Origin of the sequence: Cellulomonas telluris, assembly GCF_004886325.1 — a bacterium.
Lineage (GTDB): Bacteria > Actinomycetota > Actinomycetes > Actinomycetales > Cellulomonadaceae > Cellulomonas > Cellulomonas telluris.
Genome location: NZ_QXFN01000003.1, coordinates 224,163 through 247,796 on the forward strand (window position 1 = coordinate 224,163; position 23,634 = coordinate 247,796).

Here is a 23,634-nt window from a genome sequence, read left to right on the forward strand (position 1 = left end):
GGCCGCCCGACCGGACCAGCCACGCAGACGACGGAGCCCGCACCCCTCGGGGTGCGGGCTCCGTCGTGTCGTACGGCTCGTCGGCCCGGAGGACGGCGGCACAGGGGGGGACCGTCAGCCGTGGTGCCCGCCCACGTGGTGCAGGCCGTGGGGCACGGCGTGGTCGCCCGCCTCCGTCGCGGCGAGGCCGTTCACGGTCGCGGCCGAGGCCAGCAGCGCGCCGACGGCCAGCAGGGCGAGGCGGGCCCAGGGCCCGGAGGCCCGGGCGTCGAGGCTGGTCCGCGTCGCCGAGGCGCGCTCTCGCGAGGCGAGGGCGCGGGGCCCGGCCGACGCCGCCAGCAGCGCGCCGGCGAGGACCCCGAGGCCCACGGCCGTGAGCTCGGCGGTCGCCGTGCGTCCCGTGGCGAGGCCGACCAGCACCGCCGCCGCCCCGGCGAGCGCGGTGACCACGCCGCCCGGGCGCAGGTGCCGGCCGGCGCCGCGCAGCGACAGCACGGCGACCAGGAGCGCGCCGGCGCCGAGCGGCAGGAGCAGCGCGGACGCCGCCGGGTGGTGGTCGAGGTGCTCCGCCCCGAGCGCGACGAGGAGCAGGCCCGTGCCGAGGGCGCCGTAGGCGCCCCAGGTGCGGGTCACGAACGCCGTCGTGGTCTCGGCGGGCCAGGCCGTGCCGTCGGTCGCCGCGGCGCCGGGGTGGTCCCCCCGCCCGGCGCCGGTGGCAGCCGGGCGGGGGAGCCGGCCGGCTCCCGCCGTGCTCACGCCGTGCGCGCGGTGCGGGCGCGGTCGCGGTCGGCGCCGAGGGCGACGCCGAGCAGGATGATCGCGGTGCCGAAGTGCAGGACGTTGTCGGCGCCGTTCAGGGCCAGGATGTTGGCCTCGGTGTCGATGATGAACAGGCCGAGGATGCCGACCAGCAGGTAGACCGCACCGACGGCCAGGTTGGCCGAGCGGGCGCCGCCGACGGTCCGCGACGCGAGCAGCAGCGCGATGCCGATGACCAGGTGCACGATGTTGTGCAGGGGGTTGACCTCGAACCCGAGCAGGAGCTCGCCCTCCTGCGACGCGAAGGGGACCCCTCCGGTGACGAGGAAGCCGGCGAGGCCGACGAGCGTGTAGACGGCGCCGAAGATGGCGGCGACGAGGCGGTTCGGGGACTTCGACATGGTGACCCTCTTCCCGGGGCGTGCGCCCCTGACGGTGGGCTGAGCGCCGGGCACCCCTCTGCTGGTGCACCCGGCCTGCGAAGACGACCGTAGGAGGACCCGGTGGTCCCCGCACGGCGAAAGGCGCGAGGGGGGTGCTGCACCGGCGCGTCGCGCCTCTCGCGCCGCCGTCCGCGCCGCTCCGCTTCCCGCCCGGCGCCGGGTGTGCCACCATGTCTGCCGGTGACGAGAGCGTCACCGCCACGAGGGTCCGGCGCCGGTACGGGCTCGGGCCCCGTGGACGAGGACCACGGGGACGACCCGGCGGCAACGGTGCCGACCGCGGAGCGCCCCCGGGGGGTTTACTTGGCACGCCCGGGCGGGTATGCTAGCGCTTTGCGCTGGCCTGTGTCCGCGACCCCGTATAACCCGAGCCCGCTCTCGTCGTTCGTGCGCGACGAGGACGGGGCTCGCACGGCCGGGGGGTCGCGACCAGCCGGGCCAGGCGCAGCGTGCACTCCATCCGCAGGGAAGGACCCCCCTTGGCTGCCTCGCGCACCCCTTCTGCTCCGTCCGCCGACGCCATCGCGAACCGCACCGCATCCCGCCGCATCTCCTTCGCCAGGATCAACGAGCCCCTCGAGGTCCCGGACCTGCTCGGCCTGCAGACCGAGAGCTTCGACTGGCTGCTGGGCAACGAGCGCTGGCAGGCACGCGTCGCCGCCGCCGTCGAGGCCGGCCGCAACGACATCCCGGAGACCGCCGGCCTGGAGGAGATCTTCGAGGAGATCTCCCCGATCGAGGACTTCGGCGGGACGATGTCCCTCTCCTTCCGCGAGCACCGCTTCGAGCCGCCGAAGTACACGGCCGAGGAGTGCAAGGAGAAGGACTTCACCTACGCGGCGCCGCTGTTCGTCACCGCGGAGTTCGTCAACTACACGACCGGCGAGATCAAGTCGCAGACGGTCTTCATGGGCGACTTCCCGCTCATGACCGAGCGCGGCACGTTCATCATCAACGGCACGGAGCGCGTGGTCGTCTCGCAGCTCGTCCGCTCCCCGGGCGTCTACTTCGAGCGCGTCGCCGACAAGACGTCGGACAAGGACGTGCTCACCGCCAAGATCATCCCGAGCCGCGGCGCGTGGCTCGAGTTCGAGATCGACAAGCGCGACAACGTCGGCGTCCGCGTCGACCGCAAGCGCAAGCAGAACGCCACCGTGCTGCTCAAGGCGCTCGGCATGACCGAGGGCGAGATCCGCGAGGAGTTCGCCGACTACCCGGCCGTGCTCGACACGCTCGAGAAGGACCACGTCCAGACGCAGGACGAGGCGCTGCTCGACCTCTACCGCAAGATCCGTCCCGGCGAGCCGCCGACCGTCGAGGCCGGCCGCGCGCTGATCGAGAACTTCTACTTCAACCCCAAGCGCTACGACCTCGCGAAGGTCGGCCGCTACAAGCTGAACAAGAAGGTCGGCCAGGACGCGCCGCTCAGCGACTCGGTCCTGTCGCTGTCGGACGTCGTCGCGACGATCAAGTACCTCGCCGCCCTGCACATCGACCGCCCCACGCTGCCCGGCACGCGCAACGGCGAGGCGATCGAGTTCCGCGTCGAGACGGACGACATCGACCACTTCGGCAACCGCCGCATCCGCGCGGTCGGCGAGCTCATCCAGAACCAGGTCCGCACGGGCCTGTCGCGGATGGAGCGCGTCGTGCGCGAGCGCATGACGACGCAGGACGTCGAGGCGATCACGCCGCAGACCCTCATCAACATCCGCCCCGTCGTGGCCTCCATCAAGGAGTTCTTCGGGACGAGCCAGCTGTCGCAGTTCATGGACCAGAACAACCCGCTCGCGGGCCTGACGCACAAGCGGCGTCTGTCGGCCCTCGGCCCGGGTGGTCTGTCCCGCGACCGCGCCGGCATGGAGGTCCGTGACGTCCACCCGTCGCACTACGGCCGCATGTGCCCGATCGAGACCCCCGAGGGCCCGAACATCGGCCTCATCGGCTCGCTCGCCACGTACGGACGCATCAACCCGTTCGGCTTCGTGGAGACCCCGTACCGCAAGGTCGTCCAGGGCCGCGTGACGGACGACGTCGACTACCTGACGGCCGACGACGAGGACCGCTACGTCATCGCGCAGGCCAACGCCCCGCTCGAGGCCGACGGCACGTTCGCCGAGGACCGCGTCCTCGTGCGCACGAAGGGCGGCGAGGTCGAGTTCATCCCGGCCGGCGAGGTCGACTACATGGACGTCTCGCCGCGCCAGATGGTGTCGGTCGCCACCGCGCTCATCCCGTTCCTCGAGCACGACGACGCGAACCGTGCCCTCATGGGCGCGAACATGCAGCGCCAGGCCGTGCCGCTGGTCCGCTCCGAGGCGCCGCTCGTCGGCACCGGCATGGAGCGCCGTGCGGCCGTCGACGCGGGCGACGTCATCGTCGCGTCGAAGCCGGGTGTCGTCACCGAGGTCTCGGCCGACCTGATCACGGTCGCCAACGACGACGCGACGACGTCGACCTACCGGGTGGCGAAGTTCCGCCGCTCCAACCAGGGCACGTCCTACAACCAGCGCGTGCTGGTCGCCGAGGGCGCGCGCGTCGAGGTCGGCTCCGTGCTGGCCGACGGCCCGGCGACGGACGAGGGCGAGCTCGCGCTCGGCCGCAACCTGCTCGTCGCGTTCATGTCGTGGGAGGGCCACAACTACGAGGACGCGATCATCCTGTCGCAGCGCCTCGTGCAGGACGACGTCCTCTCCTCGATCCACATCGAGGAGCACGAGGTCGACGCCCGCGACACGAAGCTCGGCCCCGAGGAGATCACGCGGGACATCCCGAACGTCTCCGAGGAGGTCCTGGCGGACCTGGACGAGCGCGGCATCATCCGCATCGGTGCCGAGGTCGCGGCCGGCGACATCCTCGTCGGCAAGGTCACGCCCAAGGGCGAGACCGAGCTGACCCCGGAGGAGCGCCTGCTGCGCGCGATCTTCGGCGAGAAGGCGCGCGAGGTCCGCGACACGTCGCTCAAGGTGCCCCACGGCGAGTCCGGCACGGTCATCGAGGTGCGCACGTTCAGCCGCGAGGACGGCGACGAGCTGCCCGCCGGCGTGAACGAGCTGGTCCGCGTGTACATCGCCCAGCGCCGCAAGATCACGGACGGCGACAAGCTCGCCGGCCGTCACGGCAACAAGGGCGTCATCTCGAAGATCCTGCCCGTCGAGGACATGCCGTTCCTCGCGGACGGCACGCCGGTCGACGTGGTCCTCAACCCGCTGGGCGTCCCGGGCCGCATGAACGTCGGCCAGGTCCTCGAGACGCACCTCGGGTGGGTCGCCAAGCAGGGCTGGGACGTCCAGCTGGCCGAGGGCGACGTGCAGTGGCGCGAGGACGTGCCGGAGGTCGCGCACCGCTCGGAGCCCGGCACGCCGGTCGCGACGCCGGTGTTCGACGGCGTCCCGGAGGAGACCCTCTCGGGTCTGCTCGCGACGACGCTGCCGAACCGCGACGGCGTCCGCACCGTCGGCCCCGACGGCAAGGCGCGCCTGTTCGACGGCCGCTCCGGGGAGCCGTTCCCGGACCCGGTCTCGGTCGGCTACATGTACATCCTCAAGCTGCACCACCTGGTGGACGACAAGATCCACGCCCGGTCGACCGGCCCCTACTCGATGATCACGCAGCAGCCGCTGGGTGGTAAGGCGCAGTTCGGTGGCCAGCGGTTCGGCGAGATGGAGGTGTGGGCCCTGGAGGCGTACGGCGCCGCCTACACGCTGCAGGAGCTGCTCACCATCAAGTCGGACGACGTCCCGGGCCGCGTGAAGGTCTACGAGGCGATCGTCAAGGGCGAGAACATCCCGGACTCCGGCATCCCGGAGTCGTTCAAGGTCCTGCTCAAGGAGATGCAGTCGCTCTGCCTGAACGTCGAGGTGCTGTCGTCCGACGGCGTGTCCATCGACATGAAGGAGAACGACGACGAGGTCTACCGCGCCGCGGAGGAGCTCGGCATCGACCTGTCGCGGCGCCCGAACGCCAGCAGCATCGAGGAGATCTGAGGCCGAGCCCCGGCCCGGTACGCGCCCCCCACGCGGGCGGCGCGGTCCGGGCCGGGCGCCGACACCCCTGTAGCAGATGTACCGGTGAGCCGGACGGCCCCGGAACGCGAAGGAAGTAGGAACCTTGCTCGACGTCAACGTCTTCGACGAGCTGCGCATCGGCCTGGCCACGGCCGACGACATCCGTGCCTGGTCGCACGGCGAGGTGAAGAAGCCCGAGACCATCAACTACCGGACCCTGAAGCCGGAGAAGGACGGTCTCTTCTGCGAGAAGATCTTCGGTCCCACCCGGGACTGGGAGTGCTACTGCGGCAAGTACAAGCGTGTCCGCTTCAAGGGCATCATCTGCGAGCGCTGCGGCGTCGAGGTGACGCGCTCGAAGGTCCGCCGTGAGCGCATGGGGCACATCGAGCTGGCCGCCCCGGTCACGCACATCTGGTTCTTCAAGGGTGTGCCCAGCCGGCTCGGCTACCTGCTCGACCTGGCGCCGAAGGACCTGGAGAAGGTCATCTACTTCGCGGCCTACATGATCACGTGGGTCGACGAGGACGGCCGTGCCGAGGACCTCCCGAACCTCCAGAACGAGATCGACCTGGAGAAGAAGGAGATCGCGGACCGCCGCGACAACGACATCAACGCCCGCGCCCAGAAGCTCGAGGCCGACCTGGCCGAGCTCGAGGCCGAGGGTGCGAAGGCCGACGCCCGCCGCAAGGTGCGCGACTCGGCCGAGCGCGAGATGGCCCAGCTGCGCAAGCGCGCGGACGCCGAGCTCGACCGCCTCGAGCAGGTCTGGGACCGGTTCAAGAACCTCAAGGTCGCGGACCTCGAGGGCGACGAGATGCTGTACCGCCAGCTGCAGGACCGGTACGGCAACTACTTCGAGGGCTCGATGGGCGCCGCGGCGATCCAGAAGCGCCTCGAGGCGTTCGACCTGGACGCCGAGGCGGCCTCGCTGCGCGAGACGATCCGCTCGGGCAAGGGTCAGCGCAAGACGCGCGCCCTCAAGCGCCTCAAGGTCGTCAACGCGTTCCTCACGACGAGCAACTCGCCGACGGGCATGGTCCTCGACGCGGTCCCGGTCATCCCGCCGGACCTGCGCCCGATGGTCCAGCTCGACGGCGGCCGCTTCGCCACGTCGGACCTCAACGACCTGTACCGCCGCGTCATCAACCGGAACAACCGCCTCAAGCGGCTCCTGGACCTGGGCGCGCCGGAGATCATCGTCAACAACGAGAAGCGGATGCTCCAGGAGGCCGTGGACTCGCTGTTCGACAACGGCCGTCGCGGTCGCCCGGTGACGGGCCCCGGCAACCGTCCGCTCAAGTCGATCTCCGACATGCTCAAGGGCAAGCAGGGCCGGTTCCGCCAGAACCTGCTCGGCAAGCGCGTCGACTACTCGGGCCGTTCGGTCATCGTCGTCGGCCCGCAGCTCAAGCTGCACCAGTGCGGCCTGCCCAAGCAGATGGCGCTCGAGCTCTTCAAGCCGTTCGTCATGAAGCGGCTCGTCGACCTCAACCACGCGCAGAACATCAAGTCCGCGAAGCGCATGGTCGAGCGCGCCCGTCCGGTCGTGTGGGACGTGCTCGAGGAGGTCATCACCGAGCACCCGGTGCTGCTGAACCGTGCGCCCACGCTGCACCGCCTCGGCATCCAGGCGTTCGAGCCGCAGCTGGTCGAGGGCAAGGCCATCCACCTGCACCCGCTCGTCTGCGCCGCGTTCAACGCGGACTTCGACGGCGACCAGATGGCCGTGCACCTGCCGCTGTCGGCGGAGGCGCAGGCCGAGGCCCGCATCCTCATGCTGTCGAGCAACAACATCCTCAAGCCGTCGGACGGCCGTCCGGTGACCATGCCCTCGCAGGACATGATCATCGGCCTGTACCACCTGACGAGCGACAAGGAGGACGCGCTCGGCGCGGGCCGTGCGTTCAGCTCGGTCTCCGAGGCGATCATGGCGTTCGACCAGGGCAGCCTGGACCTGAACGCCGTGGTGAGGATCCGCTTCGACGACCTCGTGCTCGGTGAGGACGAGGCGCCCGAGGGCTGGGAGCCGGGTCAGACCCTGCTGTTCGAGACGACCCTCGGCCGTGCGCTCTTCAACGAGCTGCTGCCGGTGGACTACCCGTACGAGAACGGCGTCGTCGACAAGAAGCGCCTGTCGGTCATCGTCAACGACCTGGCCGAGCGGTACCCGAAGGTCGAGGTCGCCGCGTCCCTCGACGCCCTGAAGGAGGCCGGCTTCCGCTGGGCCACCCGCTCGGGTGTCACGATCGCCATCTCGGACGTCGCCACGCCGGCGGCCAAGAAGGAGATCCTCGAGGAGCACGAGGCGAAGGCCGCGCGCGTCCAGGGCCAGTACGAGAAGGGCCTCATCACGGACGACGAGCGTCGTCAGGAGCTCATCGAGATCTGGACGAACGCCACCGACAAGGTCGCGAAGGCGATGCAGGCCAACTTCCCGGCCCGCAACACCGTGTTCCGCATGGTCGGCTCGGGTGCGCGAGGCAACTGGATGCAGGTCCGCCAGATCGCGGGTATGCGTGGCCTCGTGGCCAACCCGAAGGGCGAGATCATCCCGCGCCCGATCAAGGCGAACTACCGCGAGGGCCTGTCCGTCCTCGAGTACTTCATCGCGACGCACGGCGCCCGCAAGGGTCTGGCGGACACCGCTCTGCGGACCGCCGACTCGGGCTACCTCACGCGTCGTCTGGTGGACGTCTCGCAGGACGTCATCGTCCGCGAGGAGGACTGCGGCACCGAGCGCGGCCTGACCATGCCGATCGGCGTGGCGACCGCGGACGGCACGCTGCGCCGCCACGACAAGGTCGAGACCTCCGTGTACTCGCGGACGCTCGCGACCGACATCGAGGTGGAGGGCGAGGTCATCGGTCACGCCGGTGACGACGTCGGCGACGTCCTGCTCGACCGTCTCCTCGAGACGGGTGTCACCGAGCTCAAGATCCGCTCCGTGCTCACCTGCGAGTCGCGCGTCGGCACGTGCGCCAAGTGCTACGGCCGTTCGCTCGCGACCGGCAAGCTCGTCGACATCGGCGAGGCCGTCGGCATCATCGCGGCCCAGTCGATCGGTGAGCCCGGCACCCAGCTGACGATGCGCACGTTCCACACCGGTGGTGTGGCCTCGGCGGACGACATCACGCAGGGTCTGCCGCGTGTCCAGGAGCTCTTCGAGGCCCGTACCCCCAAGGGTGAGGCGCCGATCGCGGAGTTCTCGGGCCGGGTGGCGATCGAGGAGGGTGACCGCTCGCGGCGCATCGTCCTGACGCCGGACGACGGCTCGGAGGAGATCGCGTACCCGATCACGAAGCGCTCGCGCCTGCTCGTGCAGGACGGCGACCACGTCGCGGTCGGCACGCAGCTCGTCCAGGGTGCGGTGGACCCGAAGAAGGTCCTGCGCATCCTCGGGCCGCGTGCGACGCAGAAGCACCTGGTCGACGAGGTGCAGGAGGTCTACCGCTCGCAGGGCGTGGACATCCACGACAAGCACATCGAGGTCATCGTGCGGCAGATGCTGCGCCGCGTGACGGTCCTCGACTCGGGCGAGACGGACCTGCTGCCCGGCGAGCTCGCCGAGCGCGGCCGCTTCGAGGACGCGAACCGCAAGGCCGTGTCCGAGGGTGGCCAGCCGGCGTCGGGCCGTCCCGAGCTCATGGGCATCACGAAGGCGTCGCTCGCGACGGACTCGTGGCTGTCCGCCGCCTCCTTCCAGGAGACGACGAAGGTGCTCACCGAGGCCGCGATGTCGAGCCGGTCGGACCCGCTGCTGGGTCTGAAGGAGAACGTCATCCTCGGCAAGCTCATCCCGGCGGGTACGGGCCTGGCCCGCTACCGGAACGTCGAGGTGGAGGCGACCGAGGAGGCGAAGGCCGAGCTGTACCCGGCCTTCGGCTACGACGAGATCGACTTCCCCGCCCTGGGCCTCGGCTCGGGCGAGGCGATCCCGCTCGAGGACATCGACTTCGGCGACTACCGCTGACGTCGGACCTCACTGCTCGACCCCGAGGGGCTCGCCGGCTGACGCCGGCGGGCCCCTCGGGCCGTCTGTCCGTGGCCGCCCCGGCCGGCCCTGCAGGTGCGGGGAGTGGCCGGGGTCTCTTTGACGCTCCCCGGTGCGCCGGGTAACGTAGGACACCGTGCCCGCGCCGTCGGGCCCTTGTGCGTGCACGCGAGCCGGACCCCTCGGGGCGGCCGCGGAGCACCGGGTGGTCCCCCTCCCGTTCGGTCCGGCCTCGCCAGGTCGCCCACCGCACGGGGGAGAGGGCCGACACGCCCGGGCGCGGGGGTCGGTGCGGGACGCAAGACCGACCGGGGTAGTCGTGCGACGGGCGACGATCCGGACCAAGCCGGCCGTCCTGGGTGACGGGTGCCGGTCAGACCAGAGAACACCGAACAGTTCGGAGACGTAGTGCCTACGATCCAGCAGCTGGTCCGCAAGGGCCGGCAGGCGAAGACGAACAAGTCGAAGACGCCTGCCCTCAAGGGCTCCCCGCAGCGTCGCGGTGTCTGCACCCGCGTGTACACGACCACCCCGAAGAAGCCGAACTCCGCGCTGCGCAAGGTCGCGCGTGTCCGCCTCTCGTCGGGCATCGAGGTCACGGCCTACATCCCGGGCGTCGGCCACAACCTGCAGGAGCACTCGATCGTGCTCGTGCGCGGCGGCCGTGTGAAGGACCTGCCGGGTGTCCGCTACAAGATCGTCCGTGGCGCGCTCGACACGCAGGGTGTGAAGAACCGCAAGCAGGCGCGCAGCCGCTACGGCGCGAAGAAGGGCTGAGTCAGATGCCTCGCAAGGGTCCCGCTCCGAAGCGGCCGCTGATCGTCGACCCCGTCTACGGTTCGCCGGTCGTCACGCAGCTCATCAACAAGGTCCTCCTCGACGGCAAGAAGACCGTCGCGGAGTCGATCGTCTACGGCGCCCTCGAGGGCGTCCGCGAGAAGACGCAGTCCGACCCGGTCGTCGTGCTCAAGCGCGCGCTGGACAACGTGCGTCCCTCCATCGAGGTGAAGTCCCGTCGCGTCGGTGGTGCGACCTACCAGGTGCCGATCGAGGTCCGCCCCGTGCGCGCGACCACGCTCGCGCTGCGCTGGCTCACCGACTTCTCGCGCGCGCGTCGCGAGAAGACGATGACCGAGCGCCTCATGAACGAGATCCTCGACGCCTCCAACGGCCTGGGTGCCGCGGTCAAGCGCCGTGAGGACATGCACAAGATGGCCGAGTCCAACCGGGCGTTCGCGCACTACCGCTGGTGACTCCTGGCCCGACGCCGCGGGCCGCCTGACCTCAGGTGCCCGCGGCGTCGGGGCCGGCACCGATCAACAGCCAACCGACAAGGGGCTATCACGTGGCACTGGACGTGCTGACCGACCTCACGAAGGTCCGCAACATCGGCATCATGGCGCACATCGATGCCGGCAAGACCACCACCACCGAGCGGATCCTGTTCTACACCGGGGTCAACTACAAGATCGGTGAGACGCACGACGGCGCGTCGACGATGGACTGGATGGAGCAGGAGCAGGAGCGCGGCATCACGATCACGTCCGCCGCGACGACCTGCTACTGGAAGAACAACCAGATCAACATCATCGACACGCCCGGCCACGTCGACTTCACGGTCGAGGTCGAGCGGTCGCTGCGCGTCCTCGACGGTGCCGTCGCCGTCTTCGACGGCAAGGAGGGCGTCGAGCCCCAGTCCGAGACGGTGTGGCGCCAGGCCGACAAGTACGACGTCCCGCGCATCTGCTTCGTCAACAAGATGGACAAGCTCGGCGCGGACTTCTACTTCACGGTCAAGACGATCGTCGAGCGCCTCAAGGCCAAGCCGCTGGTCATCCAGCTGCCGATCGGCTCCGAGAACGACTTCGTCGGCGTCGTCGACCTGGTCGAGATGCGTGCGCTCGTGTGGCGCGGCGAGACCGCGCTGGGCGAGAAGTACGAGGTCGAGGACATCCCGGCCGACCTGCAGGAGCGCGCGGAGCAGTACCGCAGCGAGCTCATCGAGGCCGTCGCCGAGACCGACGAGGAGCTGCTCGAGAAGTACCTGGGCGGCGAGGAGCTGACGACGGCCGAGATCAAGGCCGGCATCCGCAAGCTCACGATCGCCTCGGAGGCCTACCCGGTCCTCTGCGGCTCCGCGTTCAAGAACAAGGGCGTGCAGCCCATGCTCGACGCGGTCATCGACTACCTGCCGTCGCCGCTCGACGTGCCGGCCGTCCAGGGCCACGACGCCAAGGACGAGTCCATCACCATCGAGCGCCACTCGGACGCGTCGGAGCCGTTCTCGGCCCTGGCGTTCAAGGTCGCCTCGCACCCGTTCTTCGGCAAGCTGACCTACGTCCGCGTGTACTCGGGCAAGGTCGAGCAGGGCGCCCAGGTGCTCAACTCGACCAAGGGGAAGAAGGAGCGCATCGGGAAGCTCTTCCAGATGCACTCCAACAAGGAGAACCCCGTCCCCGAGGCGCAGGCCGGCCACATCTACGCCTTCATCGGGCTCAAGGACGTCACCACCGGTGACACGCTGTGCGACCCGGCCTCGCCGGTCGTGCTCGAGTCGATGACCTTCCCGGAGCCCGTCATCGACGTGGCGATCGAGCCGAAGACGAAGGGTGACCAGGAGAAGCTCTCCACGGCCATCCAGAAGCTCGCCGAGGAGGACCCGACGTTCCGCGTCCGCCTGGACGAGGAGACCGGCCAGACCGTCATCGGCGGCATGGGCGAGCTCCACCTCGACATCCTCGTCGACCGCATGCGTCGCGAGTTCAAGGTCGAGGCCAACGTCGGCAAGCCGCAGGTCGCGTACCGCGAGACGATCCGCCGCACGGTGGAGAAGATCGACTACACGCACAAGAAGCAGACCGGTGGCTCCGGCCAGTACGCCAAGGTCCAGATGACCTTCGAGCCGCTGGACCCGGCCGAGGGCGAGCTGTACGAGTTCGAGAACAAGGTCACCGGTGGCCGCATCCCGCGCGAGTACATCCCGTCCGTCGACGCCGGCATCCAGAGCGCGATGCAGCTGGGCGTCCTCGCGGGCTTCCCGCTCGTGGGCGTGAAGGCGATCCTGCTCGACGGTGCGGCGCATGACGTCGACTCCTCGGAGATGGCGTTCAAGATCGCCGGCTCGATGATCCTCAAGGAGGCGGTGCGTAAGGCGGACCCGGCCCTCCTCGAGCCGATCATGGCCGTCGAGGTCCGTACGCCCGAGGACTACATGGGCGACGTCATCGGCGACCTCAACTCGCGTCGCGGCATGATCCAGTCGATGGAGGACGCCACGGGTGTGAAGGTCATCCGCGCCCAGGTGCCGCTCTCCGAGATGTTCGGCTACGTCGGCGACCTCCGGTCGAAGACGCAGGGCCGTGCCGTGTACTCGATGCAGTTCGACAGCTACGCCGAGGTTCCTCGGAACGTTGCCGACGAGATCATCAAGAAGACCCGGGGCGAGTAGTCCCACAGGTCGAACCCCGCAGTACCAGCAACACATCCGACCCGTAGGACCGCACGCCGAGCAGGTACCGTCAGGTGGCTGCCGTCGGGCAATCTCTACCAAGTCCTGAGGAGGACACCCAGTGGGCAAGGCGAAGTTCGAGCGGACCAAGCCGCACGTCAACATCGGGACCATCGGTCACGTCGACCACGGCAAGACGACGCTGACCGCCGCGATCTCGAAGGTGCTGCACGACAAGTACCCGGACCTGAACCCCTTCACGCCGTTCGACGAGATCGACAAGGCGCCGGAGGAGAAGCAGCGCGGCATCACGATCAACATCGCGCACGTCGAGTACCAGACGGAGAAGCGCCACTACGCGCACGTCGACGCGCCGGGTCACGCCGACTACATCAAGAACATGATCACGGGTGCGGCGCAGATGGACGGCGCCATCCTCGTGGTCGCCGCCACCGACGGCCCGATGGCCCAGACGCGTGAGCACGTCCTGCTCGCCCGTCAGGTCGGCGTGCCCTACCTGCTCGTGGCGCTCAACAAGTCCGACATGGTCGACGACGAGGAGATCCTCGAGCTCGTCGAGATGGAGGTCCGCGAGCTGCTGTCGTCGCAGGGCTTCGACGGCGACAACGCGCCGGTCGTGCGCGTCTCGGGCCTCAAGGCGCTCGAGGGCGACCCGACCTGGGTGAAGTCGGTCGAGGACCTCCTCGACGCGGTCGACGAGAACGTGCCGGACCCGGTGCGCGACATCGACAAGCCGTTCCTCATGCCGATCGAGGACGTCTTCACGATCACCGGTCGTGGCACGGTCGTCACCGGTCGTGTCGAGCGCGGTCAGCTCAAGGTGAACGAGGAGGTGGAGATCGTCGGCATCAAGGAGAAGGCGATCAAGACCACCGTCACCGGTGTCGAGATGTTCCGCAAGCTCCTCGACTACGCCGAGGCCGGCGAGAACGTCGGTCTGCTCCTGCGCGGCACGAAGCGCGAGGAGGTCGAGCGCGGCCAGGTCGTCGTGAAGCCGGGTTCGATCACGCCGCACACCGAGTTCGAGGGCCAGGTCTACATCCTGGCCAAGGACGAGGGCGGCCGTCACAACCCGTTCTACGGCAACTACCGTCCGCAGTTCTACTTCCGGACGACGGACGTCACCGGCGTCATCACGCTGCCCGAGGGCACCGAGATGGTCATGCCCGGTGACAACACCGAGATCCACGTGAACCTCATCCAGCCCATCGCCATGGAGGAGGGCCTCGGCTTCGCCATCCGCGAGGGTGGCCGCACCGTCGGCTCGGGCCGGGTCACGAAGATCATCAAGTGATCACCGCCCTCCGGGGCTGATCGCACACAGGGCCCGGGAGCCTCGGCTCCCGGGCCCTGCTGCGTGCTCGCCGCCGGCGCCGCACGCGCCGTCCCCACCGACCGGTTACCGCCCCTGTGGCGGGGGCCACGACGACGGGGGTTGGCCATCCGTCCGATCGTCTGGCAGACTGTTCGGGTTGCCCGCTTCGGGTGTGCGTTCGCGCGCGCCTCGGCCAGGGCGACCAGACGTGGCGGTTCCGCAGGCCCCGGGGTCACCCCCGGTGGTGCGGGCCGCAACCACGACCCCCGTCCCGGGAACGGTACGCAGCGCGGAGGCGCGTCGCGAAAGGCGACACGCCCGAGTGCGGGGGTCGGACGGACCGGTATCGAGAGAGAGAAGTAGACGACGCCATGGCGGGACAGAAGATCCGCATCCGGCTCAAGTCCTACGACCACGAGGTCATCGACAGCTCGGCGCGCAAGATCGTCGACACGGTGACTCGCGCTGGTGCGTCGGTCGTGGGCCCGGTGCCGCTCCCGACGGAGAAGAACGTCTTCGTCGTGATCCGGTCGCCCCACAAGTACAAGGACAGCCGCGAGCACTTCGAGATGCGCACGCACAAGCGGCTCATCGACATCATCGATCCCACGCCGAAGGCGGTCGACTCGCTCATGCGTCTCGACCTGCCCGCGGACGTGAACATCGAGATCAAGCTCTGACGCTGGGAAGGGACTGATCTTTCATGGCTACCCAGCAGAACGCGCGCCCCGTCACCGCGGTGCTCGGCACGAAGCTCGGCATGACGCAGGTCTGGGACGAGGCCGGTCGCCTCGTGCCCGTGACCGTCGTCGCCGTCGCGCCGAACGTCGTGACGCAGGTGCGCTCCGCTGAGACCGACGGCTACGCCGCGGTGCAGCTGGCCCACGGCCAGATCGACCCGCGCAAGGTCACCAAGCCCCTCAAGGGTCACTTCGAGAAGGCGGGGGTCACCCCTCGTCGGCACGTGACCGAGGTCCGCACCTCCGACGCGGCCGAGTACACGCTCGGCCAGGAGATCACCGCTGCGGCGTTCGAGGCCGGCCAGGTCGTCGACGTCGTCGGCACCACCAAGGGCAAGGGCACCGCCGGTGTCATGAAGCGTCACGGCTTCTCCGGCGTCGGCGCCTCCCACGGTGCGCACCGCAACCACCGCAAGCCCGGCTCGATCGGCGGCGCCTCGACGCCGTCGCGCGTCTTCAAGGGCCTGCGCATGGCCGGTCGGATGGGCGTCGCCCGTCAGACCACCCAGAACCTGACCGTGCACGCGGTCGACGCCGAGAAGGGTCTGCTGCTCGTCAAGGGCGCCGTCCCGGGCCCCAAGGGCGGCGTCGTTCTCGTGCGTTCCGCTGCGAAGGGTGCGTGACCTCGATGAGCGACACGCTGACCGTCGACGTCCTCGACGAGAAGGGCACGAAGGCCGGTACGGCCGACCTGCCCGGTGACGTCTTCGACGCGCCGACGAACGTCCCCCTGATCCACCAGGTCGTCGTGGCCCAGCTCGCCGCTGCGCGGCAGGGCACCCACGACACGAAGAACCGTGGTGAGGTCCGGGGTGGCGGCAAGAAGCCGTACAAGCAGAAGGGCACCGGCCGCGCCCGTCAGGGCTCGACCCGCGCCCCGCAGTTCGCGGGTGGTGGCACGGTCCACGGCCCGACCCCGCGCGACTACTCGCAGCGGACCCCGAAGAAGATGAAGGCCGCGGCGCTCCGCGGTGCTCTCTCGGACCGCGCGCGTGCCGGCCGCGTCCACGTCGTGACGGGCTTCGCGCCCGGCCAGGTGCCGTCGACCAAGGCCGCCCTCGCGGTGCTCGACAACCTGTCCGGCCGCAAGAACGTCCTCGTGGTCGTCGAGCGCCAGGACGAGATCACCTGGAAGTCGCTGCGCAACGTCGAGCGGGTGCACCTGCTCGTCGCCGACCAGCTCAACACCTACGACGTCCTCATCTCGGACGACGTGGTCTTCACGCAGGGCGCGCTCGACGCGTTCCTCGCCGGCCCCGTCAAGGGTGCGAAGGCCGTCGCGACCGAGTCCGAGGCCGCGCTGGAGGAGACGAAGTGACCGCCGTGGGTAAGGACCCGCGCGACATCCTGATCGCGCCGGTCGTCTCGGAGAAGAGCTACGGCCTGCTCGACGAGGGCAAGTACACGTTCCTCGTCGACCCGCGGGCCAACAAGACCGAGATCAAGATCGCCGTCGAGCAGGTCTTCGGCGTCAAGGTCGACTCGGTCAACACCGCGAACCGCCAGGGCAAGGCCCGCCGGACCCGTTTCGGCATCGGCCGCCGCAAGGCCACGAAGCGTGCGATCGTCACCCTCCGCGAGGGCTCGATCGACATCTTCGGCGGACCGGTCGGCTGAGGCCCGGAAGGATCTGAGGACTCATGGGAATCCGTAAGTACAAGCCGACGACGCCGGGCCGCCGTGGCTCGTCGGTCGCCGACTTCGTCGAGATCACGCGCTCCACGCCGGAGAAGTCGCTGGTCCGCCCGCTGCACAAGACGGGTGGCCGCAACTCGACCGGTCGTGTGACCACGCGCCACCAGGGTGGCGGTCACAAGCGTGCCTACCGCGTCATCGACTTCCGTCGTCACGACAAGGACGGCGTGCCGGCCAAGGTCGCGCACATCGAGTACGACCCGAACCGCACGGCGCGCATCGCGCTCCTGCACTACGCGGACGGCGAGAAGCGCTACATCATCGCGCCGAACAAGCTGTCGCAGGGCGACGTCGTCGAGGCCGGTCCCGGCGCCGACATCAAGCCCGGCAACAACCTGCCGCTGCGCAACATCCCCACGGGTACGGTCATCCACGCCATCGAGCTCCGCCCCGGTGGCGGCGCGAAGATCGCGCGCTCGGCCGGTGCCTCGGTGCAGCTCGTCGCGAAGGACGGCCCGTACGCGCAGCTGCGCATGCCGTCCGGCGAGATCCGCAACGTCGACCTGCGCTGCCGCGCGACGGTCGGCGAGGTCGGCAACGCCGAGCAGTCGAACATCAACTGGGGCAAGGCCGGCCGCATGCGGTGGAAGGGCAAGCGCCCCACCGTCCGCGGTGTCGCCATGAACCCGATCGACCACCCTCACGGTGGTGGTGAGGGCAAGACCTCCGGCGGTCGCCACCCGGTGAGCCCGTGGGGTCAGCCCGAGGGCCGCACCCGTCGTCCGAACAAGCCGAGCGACAAGCTCATCGTGCGCCGTCGGCGCACCGGCAAGAAGCGCTGATAGGAGCCCGAGATGCCTCGCAGCCTCAAGAAGGGCCCGTTCGTCGACGACCACCTGCAGAAGAAGGTCGACGCGCAGAACGAGGCCGGCACGAAGAACGTCATCAAGACGTGGTCTCGTCGCTCGATGATCACGCCGGACTTCCTCGGCCACACCTTCGCGGTCCACGACGGCCGCAAGCACACGCCCGTGTTCGTGACGGAGTCGATGGTCGGGCACAAGCTCGGCGAGTTCGCCCCCACGCGGACGTTCCGCGGCCACGAGAAGGACGACCGGAAGGGCCGTCGCCGCTGACCCCGGTCAGCCTGGTGACGCCCTGACGGCAGAGAACAGAGAGCAGGACAGCGATGGAAGCCAAGGCGAAGGCGCGGTTCGTCCGCGTCACGCCCCAGAAGGCCCGCCGCGTCGTGGACCTCATCCGTGGCAAGCAGGCGGCCGAGGCCGTGGCGGTGCTGAAGTTCGCGCCGCAGGCCGCGGCGGAGCCCGTCCTCAAGACGGTGCAGTCCGCGGTCGCGAACGCGGTCGAGGGGGCCAAGCGCAACAGCGAGCGGCTCGACGAGACGAACCTCTACATCTCCGAGGTCTTCGTCGACGAGGGCCCGACGCTCAAGCGGTTCCGGCCGCGCGCGCAGGGGCGCGCGGGCCGCATCCTCAAGCGCACGAGCCACATCACGGTCGTGGTGGCCGAGCGCGAGACGACGAGCACGAAGGGACGGGCCCGCTAGTGGGACAGAAGGTCAACCCGCTCGGGTACCGCCTGGGCATCACGACGGATCACCGCTCGCGCTGGTTCGCCGACTCGACGAAGCCGGGTCAGCGCTACCGCGACTACGTCCGCGAGGACGTGCAGATCCGCAAGCTCATGAGCACCGGCCTCGAGCGCGCCGGCATCGCCAAGGTGGAGATCGAGCGCACGCGTGACCGCGTCCGCGTCGACATCCACACCGCCCGCCCGGGCATCGTCATCGGGCGTCGCGGGGCCGAGGCCGACCGCATCCGCGGCGAGCTCGAGAAGCTCACGGGCAAGCAGGTCCAGCTGAACATCCTCGAGGTCAAGAACGCCGAGATCGAGGCCCAGCTGGTCGCCCAGGGCATCGCCGAGCAGCTCGCGAGCCGTGTCTCGTTCCGCCGCGCCATGCGCAAGGGCATCCAGTCCGCGCAGCGCGCCGGCGCCAAGGGCATCCGCGTGCAGGTCTCCGGCCGCCTCGGCGGCGCGGAGATGAGCCGCACGGAGTTCTACCGCGAGGGTCGCGTGCCGCTGCACACGCTCCGCGCCAACATCGACTACGGCTTCTTCGAGGCCCGCACGACCTTCGGCCGCATCGGCGTGAAGGTCTGGGTCTACAAGGGCGACGTCACCGAGCGCGAGTGGGCGCAGCAGCAGGCCACCCAGGCCCCGCGCCCGTCGCGCGGCCCGCGTGGTGACCGCGGCGACCGTGGCGACCGTGGCCCCCGTGGCGGCGGCCGTCGCCCCGAGCGCCAGGACGCCCCCGCCCCGGCCGCCGAGCAGTCGGCGCCCGCGGCGGACACCGCGCCCACCGAGTCCGGAACGGAGGCCTGAGCCGTGCTGATCCCGCGCCGGCTGAAGCACCGCAAGCAGCACCACCCGAAGCGCTCCGGCGCCTCGACGGGTGGCACGCAGATCTCGTTCGGCGAGTACGGCATCCAGGCTCTCGAGCCCGCCTACGTCACGAACCGGCAGATCGAGGCTGCTCGTATCGCCATGACCCGCCACATCAAGCGCGGGGGGAAGGTCTGGATCAACATCTACCCGGACCGTCCCCTCACGAAGAAGCCCGCCGAGACCCGCATGGGTTCCGGCAAGGGCTCGCCCGAGTGGTGGATCGCCAACGTCAAGCCCGGTCGAGTGATGTTCGAGCTCGCCGGTGTCCCGGAGCCGCTGGCCCGCGAGGCCATGCGCCGTGCGATGCACAAGCTCCCGATGAAGACGCGTTTCATCGTGCGCGAGGGGGGTAACTGATGGCCATCGGTACCAAGGGTCTGGCTCCCGACGAGCTCGACACCTTCGACGACGAGAAGCTGGCCGCCGAGCTGAAGAAGGCCAAGGAGGAGCTGTTCAACCTCCGCTTCCAGTCGGCGACCGGTCAGCTCGAGAGCCACGGGCGCCTCAAGGCCGTCCGCCGTGACATCGCGCGCATCTACACGATCCTGCGCGAGCGCGAGCTCGGCATCCGTACCGCCCCGAGCGCGGAGTGAGGCCCTGATGACTAAGCACGAGCACACGACCGCGACGACCGAGCACCGGGCATATCGCAAGACCCGGCGTGGTTACGTCGTGAGCGACAAGATGGAGAAGACGGTCGTCGTCGAGGTCGAGGACCGCGTCAAGCACCCGCTGTACGGCAAGGTCATCCGCCGTACGAGCAAGGTCAAGGCGCACGACGAGCTGAACGCCGCCGGCGTCGGCGACCTGGTCGAGATCATGGAGACCCGGCCGCTGTCCGCGACCAAGCGGTGGCGCGTCGTCGAGATCCTCGAGAAGGCCAAGTAGCACCTGTTCCCGGGCCCACCGGCCCGGCACGCACGACAGTTGCCCGCGACGCGGGCGCGCCCTGCGGGGCCGCCCGCGTCGTGTGCACCACGGCAACCATCCGTTCGGCCAGGCTCGGCGGCCGCCCTCCCGGCGGTGCGGTGCGAGAACCCGCCAGACGACAGGAGAGAGCTAGATGATCCAGCAGGAGTCGCGACTGCGTGTCGCCGACAACACGGGTGCCAAGGAGATCCTCTGCATCCGTGTGCTCGGCGGCTCCGGCCGTCGCTACGCCGGTATCGGCGACGTCATCGTCGCCACCGTCAAGGACGCGATCCCCGGCGGCAACGTCAAGAAGGGCGACGTCGTCAAGGCGGTCGTCGTGCGCACCCGCAAGGAGCGCCGGCGCCCCGACGGCTCGTACATCAAGTTCGACGAGAACGCCGCGGTGATCCTCAAGAACGACGGCGAGCCGCGCGGCACCCGCATCTTCGGCCCCGTGGGCCGCGAGCTGCGCGACAAGAAGTTCATGAAGATCATCTCGCTGGCGCCGGAGGTGCTCTGACCATGGCGAAGATCAAGAAGGGCGACCTCGTCCTCGTCATCTCGGGCCGCGACAAGAACAAGACCGGTCGCGTCCTCGAGGTGCTCCCCGAGACCCAGCGCGTCGTCGTCGAGGGTGTCCAGCGCGTGCAGAAGCACACGAAGGCCGGCCAGAGCTCGCGCGGCACCCGCACGGGTGGCATCGAGACCGTCGAGGCCCCCATCCACATCAGCAACGTGATGCTGGTGGACCCGGAGACCAAGAAGGGCACCCGGGTCGGCTACCGCACCGAGCAGGTCGAGCGCGACGGGCGCACGCGCACCGTGCGCGTCCGCGTCGCCAAGCGCTCCGGTAAGGACATCTGATGACCGAGACCACGATCGAGGCCCCGGCCCAGCCGCGCCTCAAGACGCGCTACAACGACGAGATCAAGCCGGCGCTGTTCGAGCAGTTCTCGCACGAGAACATCAACCAGGTCGCGCGGCTCGTCAAGGTCGTCGTGAACATGGGTGTCGGCGAGGCCGCCAAGGACTCCAAGCTGATCGAGGGCGCGATCCGCGACCTGACCCAGATCACGGGCCAGAAGCCGCAGGTCACGAAGGCCCGCAAGTCCATCGCGCAGTTCAAGCTGCGCGAGGGCATGCCGATCGGCGCGCACGTCACGCTGCGCGGCGACCGCGCCTGGGAGTTCCTCGACCGCCTGCTGTCGATCGCGCTGCCGCGCATCCGCGACTTCCGCGGCCTGTCCCCGGCCCAGTTCGACGGGAACGGCAACTACACCTTCGGCCTCGTGGAGCAGTCCGTGTTCCACGAGATCGACCAGGACAAGATCGACCGGGTCCGCGGCATGGACATCACCATCGTCACGACCGCCACCACGGACGACGAGGGGCGCGCGTTCCTCAAGCTCCTCGGCTTCCCGTTCAAGGAGAACTGACATGGCGAAGACCGCCCTCATCAACAAGGCGGCCGCGAAGCCGAAGTTCGCGGTCCGTGCCTACACGCGCTGCCAGCGGTGCGGTCGCCCGCACTCGGTGTACCGCAAGTTCGGCCTGTGCCGGATCTGCGTGCGGGAGATGGCCCACCGCGGCGAGCTCCCCGGCGTGACCAAGAGCAGCTGGTAAGTACCACCGGACGTCGGTAGGTCCGCGCCCCTGCGAGGGGGCGCGGATACCCCGGCGAGAAAGGGCTGACGCCCGATGACCATGACCGACCCGATCGCAGACTTCCTGACGCGTCTGCGGAACGCGAACTCGGCGCACCACGACACGGTGACGATCCCGTTCTCGAAGCTCAAGAGCCACATCGCCGAGATCCTGCAGGCGGAGGGCTACATCGCCGGCTGGACCGTCGAGGACGCCCCCGTGGGCAAGAACCTCACGATCACGCTGAAGTACGGCCCCAACCGCGAGCGCGCGCTCGCCGGCCTCAAGCGCGTGTCCAAGCCGGGCATGCGCGTGTACGCCAAGTCGACCAACCTGCCCAAGGTGCTCGGCGGCCTGGGCGTGGCGATCCTGTCCACGTCCTCCGGCCTGCTGACCGACAAGCAGGCCGCCAAGAAGGGTGTGGGCGGGGAAGTCCTCGCCTACGTCTGGTAAGCCCGAGACGAGAGGAGAACAGCCATGTCCCGAATCGGCAGGATCCCCGTCCCGGTGCCGAACGGTGTCGACGTGACGATCGACGGCCAGCTCGTGAGCGTGAAGGGCCCGAAGGGGACCCTCACGCACACCGTCCCCGCCCCGCTGGCGGTGGACCGTGACGAGGCCGGCGCGCTCGTGGTGACGCGTCCCGACGACGAGCGCCTCTCGCGCTCGCTGCACGGCCTGACCCGCACGCTGCTGGCCAACCTGGTCACCGGCGTGACGGAGGGCTACACGAAGAAGCTCGAGATCGTCGGCACCGGTTACCGCGTGGCGGCGAAGGGCGACACCCTCGAGTTCGCACTCGGCTTCAGCCACCCGGTCGTCGTCGAGCCCCCGGCGGGCATCACGTTCGCCGTCGAGACCCCGACGAAGTTCTCGGTCCAGGGCATCGACAAGCAGCAGGTGGGCGAGGTCGCCGCGAACATCCGCAAGATCCGCAAGCCCGAGCCGTACAAGGGCAAGGGCGTGCGCTACGCGGGCGAGAACGTGCGCCGCAAGGTCGGAAAGGCTGGGAAGTAAGCCATGGCGATCAGCATCAAGGGCAAGGGCAAGTCCATCGCCCGTCGCCGTCGGCACCTGCGCCTGCGCAAGAAGGTCGTCGGCACGGCCGCCCGTCCGCGCCTGGTCGTGACGCGCTCGGCGCGCCACATCACGGCTCAGGTCGTCGACGACGGCATCGGCCAGACGGTGGCCTCGGCCTCGACGCTCGAGGCGGACCTGCGCGGCACCGAGGGCGACAAGACGGCCAAGGCGCGCAAGGTCGGCGAGCTCGTCGCCGCGCGTGCGAAGGCGGCCGGCATCGAGTCGGTCGTGTTCGACCGCGGCGGCAACAAGTACCACGGCCGTGTGGCCGCGGTCGCCGACGGCGCCCGCGAGGGCGGTCTGGCCCTGTGACGACGAACTCCGCATCGAAGAAGAGGACTTTCTGATGGCTGCTCCTCAGCGCAGCAACACCGGTGCCGGCGGCACCGGCGGCGACCGCCGGGACGGCGGCCGTCGTGACGGCGGGCGGCGTGGTGACGCCGCCGAGAAGAGCGCGTTCGTCGAGCGCGTCGTGACGATCAACCGCGTCGCCAAGGTCGTCAAGGGCGGCCGCCGCTTCAGCTTCACCGCGCTCGTCGTGGTGGGCGACGGTGACGGCACGGTCGGCGTCGGCTACGGGAAGGCCAAGGAGGTGCCCGCGGCGATCGCCAAGGGCGTCGAGGAGGCGAAGAAGAACTTCTTCCGCGTCCCCCGCATCCAGGGCACCATCCCGCACCCCGTCCAGGGCGAGAAGGCCGCGGGCGTCGTGTTCCTGCGCCCCGCGTCGCCGGGTACCGGTGTGATCGCCGGCGGTCCGGTGCGTGCGGTGCTCGAGTGCGCCGGCATCCACGACGTGCTCAGCAAGTCGCTCGGGTCGTCCAACGCGATCAACATCGTGCACGCCACGGTCGAGGCCCTGCGCTCCCTCGAGGAGCCCGAGGCCGTCGCAGCCCGTCGTGGGCTGTCGCTCGACCACGTGGCCCCGGCCCCGCTCCTGCGGGCGCAGGCCGAGGGTCGCGCGGCGGCTGCCGCGAAGGTGGGTGCGTGATGGCTCGTCTCAAGGTGACCCAGACCCGGTCCGCCATCGGCGGCAAGCAGAACCAGCGCGACACGCTGCGCACCCTGGGCCTGAAGCGGATCGGCGACGTCGTCGTCAAGGAGGACCGCCCCGAGATCCGCGGCATGGTCAAGACGGTGACGCACCTGGTCGCGGTCGAGGAGGTCGAGTGA

At 69.7% G+C, this 23,634-nt stretch carries 28 protein-coding genes; 26 read left to right on the forward strand and 2 right to left on the reverse strand.

The window, feature by feature from the left end; genetic code table 11:
• Positions 1–114 precede the first annotated feature (114 nt).
• The gene (locus FB586_RS09870) at positions 115–756 is read right to left on the reverse strand and encodes a hypothetical protein (protein ID WP_136519166.1); all 642 of its coding nucleotides are present in this window, start codon (positions 754–756) and stop codon (positions 115–117) included.
• Positions 753–1,160: a DUF4383 domain-containing protein gene (locus tag FB586_RS09875; protein ID WP_136519167.1), complete on the reverse strand. Its 408-nt coding sequence runs from the start codon at positions 1,158–1,160 to the stop codon at positions 753–755. The genes FB586_RS09870 and FB586_RS09875 overlap by 4 nt, the downstream gene beginning before the upstream one ends.
• 521 nt (positions 1,161–1,681) lie before the next feature.
• On the opposite strand from FB586_RS09875, the gene rpoB reads away from it, so the two are divergent.
• The 26 genes from rpoB (at position 1,682) to rpmD (ending at position 23,634) form a co-directional block, all read left to right on the forward strand.
• Entirely contained in the window at positions 1,682–5,188 is a 3,507-nt protein-coding gene (rpoB, locus tag FB586_RS09880) for a DNA-directed RNA polymerase subunit beta (protein ID WP_136519168.1), read from the forward strand.
• A 124-nt stretch (positions 5,189–5,312) separates the two neighbouring features.
• Entirely contained in the window at positions 5,313–9,182 is a 3,870-nt protein-coding gene (locus FB586_RS09885) for a DNA-directed RNA polymerase subunit beta' (protein WP_136519169.1), read from the forward strand.
• Positions 9,183–9,611: 429 nt separating this feature from the next.
• Positions 9,612–9,980 (forward strand): 30S ribosomal protein S12, encoded by a 369-nt coding sequence (gene rpsL, locus FB586_RS09890; RefSeq protein WP_013117883.1) that lies wholly within the window; start codon positions 9,612–9,614, stop codon positions 9,978–9,980.
• A gap of 5 nt (positions 9,981–9,985) precedes the next feature.
• Positions 9,986–10,456: a 30S ribosomal protein S7 gene (rpsG, locus tag FB586_RS09895; protein WP_089798424.1), complete on the forward strand. Its 471-nt coding sequence runs from the start codon at positions 9,986–9,988 to the stop codon at positions 10,454–10,456.
• A gap of 92 nt (positions 10,457–10,548) precedes the next feature.
• Positions 10,549–12,651: an elongation factor G gene (fusA, locus tag FB586_RS09900; RefSeq protein WP_136519170.1), complete on the forward strand. Its 2,103-nt coding sequence runs from the start codon at positions 10,549–10,551 to the stop codon at positions 12,649–12,651.
• 121 nt (positions 12,652–12,772) lie between these two features.
• Positions 12,773–13,966 (forward strand): elongation factor Tu, encoded by a 1,194-nt coding sequence (gene tuf, locus FB586_RS09905; protein ID WP_136519171.1) that lies wholly within the window; start codon positions 12,773–12,775, stop codon positions 13,964–13,966.
• A 392-nt stretch (positions 13,967–14,358) separates the two neighbouring features.
• Complete coding sequence (rpsJ, locus tag FB586_RS09910; protein WP_129336914.1) at positions 14,359–14,667, forward strand: 30S ribosomal protein S10; 309 nt, start codon at positions 14,359–14,361, stop codon at positions 14,665–14,667.
• Positions 14,668–14,690: 23 nt separating this feature from the next.
• Positions 14,691–15,350: a 50S ribosomal protein L3 gene (gene rplC, locus FB586_RS09915; RefSeq protein WP_136519172.1), complete on the forward strand. Its 660-nt coding sequence runs from the start codon at positions 14,691–14,693 to the stop codon at positions 15,348–15,350.
• A 5-nt stretch (positions 15,351–15,355) separates the two neighbouring features.
• On the forward strand, positions 15,356–16,045 hold the full coding sequence (gene rplD / locus FB586_RS09920) for a 50S ribosomal protein L4 (protein ID WP_136519173.1): 690 nt from the start codon (positions 15,356–15,358) through the stop codon (positions 16,043–16,045).
• Positions 16,042–16,344 (forward strand): 50S ribosomal protein L23, encoded by a 303-nt coding sequence (gene rplW / locus FB586_RS09925; protein WP_136519174.1) that lies wholly within the window; start codon positions 16,042–16,044, stop codon positions 16,342–16,344. The genes rplD and rplW overlap by 4 nt, the downstream gene beginning before the upstream one ends.
• 23 nt (positions 16,345–16,367) lie before the next feature.
• Entirely contained in the window at positions 16,368–17,204 is an 837-nt protein-coding gene (rplB, locus tag FB586_RS09930; protein WP_136519175.1) for a 50S ribosomal protein L2, read from the forward strand.
• Positions 17,205–17,216: 12 nt separating this feature from the next.
• Complete coding sequence (gene rpsS / locus FB586_RS09935) at positions 17,217–17,498, forward strand: 30S ribosomal protein S19 (RefSeq protein ID WP_136519176.1); 282 nt, start codon at positions 17,217–17,219, stop codon at positions 17,496–17,498.
• Between the two features lie 53 nt (positions 17,499–17,551).
• Positions 17,552–17,929 carry a 50S ribosomal protein L22 gene (rplV, locus tag FB586_RS09940; RefSeq protein WP_135973041.1) on the forward strand — a complete coding sequence of 126 codons (378 nt, stop codon included), beginning with the start codon at positions 17,552–17,554 and terminating at the stop codon, positions 17,927–17,929.
• Entirely contained in the window at positions 17,929–18,765 is an 837-nt protein-coding gene (gene rpsC / locus FB586_RS09945; RefSeq protein WP_136519177.1) for a 30S ribosomal protein S3, read from the forward strand. Before rplV ends, rpsC begins: the two co-directional genes overlap by 1 nt.
• 3 nt (positions 18,766–18,768) lie before the next feature.
• Positions 18,769–19,185, forward strand: coding sequence for a 50S ribosomal protein L16 (rplP, locus tag FB586_RS09950; protein ID WP_136519178.1), 417 nt, complete (start codon positions 18,769–18,771; stop codon positions 19,183–19,185).
• Positions 19,185–19,421: a 50S ribosomal protein L29 gene (rpmC, locus tag FB586_RS09955; protein WP_136519179.1), complete on the forward strand. Its 237-nt coding sequence runs from the start codon at positions 19,185–19,187 to the stop codon at positions 19,419–19,421. The genes rplP and rpmC overlap by 1 nt, the downstream gene beginning before the upstream one ends.
• 7 nt (positions 19,422–19,428) lie before the next feature.
• On the forward strand, positions 19,429–19,716 hold the full coding sequence (gene rpsQ, locus FB586_RS09960) for a 30S ribosomal protein S17 (RefSeq protein ID WP_136519180.1): 288 nt from the start codon (positions 19,429–19,431) through the stop codon (positions 19,714–19,716).
• Positions 19,717–19,891: 175 nt separating this feature from the next.
• A complete protein-coding gene (rplN, locus tag FB586_RS09965) occupies positions 19,892–20,260 on the forward strand; it encodes a 50S ribosomal protein L14 (protein ID WP_013770175.1) in 369 nt (122 codons plus the stop codon).
• Between the two features lie 2 nt (positions 20,261–20,262).
• Positions 20,263–20,604, forward strand: a complete 342-nt coding sequence (rplX, locus tag FB586_RS09970; RefSeq protein ID WP_135973036.1) for a 50S ribosomal protein L24 — start codon at positions 20,263–20,265, stop codon at positions 20,602–20,604.
• Complete coding sequence (rplE, locus tag FB586_RS09975; protein WP_136519181.1) at positions 20,604–21,176, forward strand: 50S ribosomal protein L5; 573 nt, start codon at positions 20,604–20,606, stop codon at positions 21,174–21,176. The genes rplX and rplE overlap by 1 nt, the downstream gene beginning before the upstream one ends.
• A 1-nt stretch (position 21,177) precedes the next feature.
• Positions 21,178–21,363, forward strand: coding sequence for a type Z 30S ribosomal protein S14 (locus FB586_RS09980; protein ID WP_013770178.1), 186 nt, complete (start codon positions 21,178–21,180; stop codon positions 21,361–21,363).
• A gap of 75 nt (positions 21,364–21,438) precedes the next feature.
• Positions 21,439–21,837 (forward strand): 30S ribosomal protein S8, encoded by a 399-nt coding sequence (gene rpsH / locus FB586_RS09985; protein ID WP_136519182.1) that lies wholly within the window; start codon positions 21,439–21,441, stop codon positions 21,835–21,837.
• Positions 21,838–21,861: 24 nt separating this feature from the next.
• A complete protein-coding gene (gene rplF / locus FB586_RS09990; protein ID WP_136519183.1) occupies positions 21,862–22,401 on the forward strand; it encodes a 50S ribosomal protein L6 in 540 nt (179 codons plus the stop codon).
• Positions 22,402–22,404: 3 nt separating this feature from the next.
• The gene (gene rplR, locus FB586_RS09995; protein ID WP_136519184.1) at positions 22,405–22,776 is read left to right on the forward strand and encodes a 50S ribosomal protein L18; all 372 of its coding nucleotides are present in this window, start codon (positions 22,405–22,407) and stop codon (positions 22,774–22,776) included.
• A gap of 34 nt (positions 22,777–22,810) precedes the next feature.
• A complete protein-coding gene (gene rpsE, locus FB586_RS10000) occupies positions 22,811–23,452 on the forward strand; it encodes a 30S ribosomal protein S5 (protein WP_136519185.1) in 642 nt (213 codons plus the stop codon).
• Positions 23,452–23,634: a 50S ribosomal protein L30 gene (gene rpmD / locus FB586_RS10005; protein ID WP_013117860.1), complete on the forward strand. Its 183-nt coding sequence runs from the start codon at positions 23,452–23,454 to the stop codon at positions 23,632–23,634. Before rpsE ends, rpmD begins: the two co-directional genes overlap by 1 nt.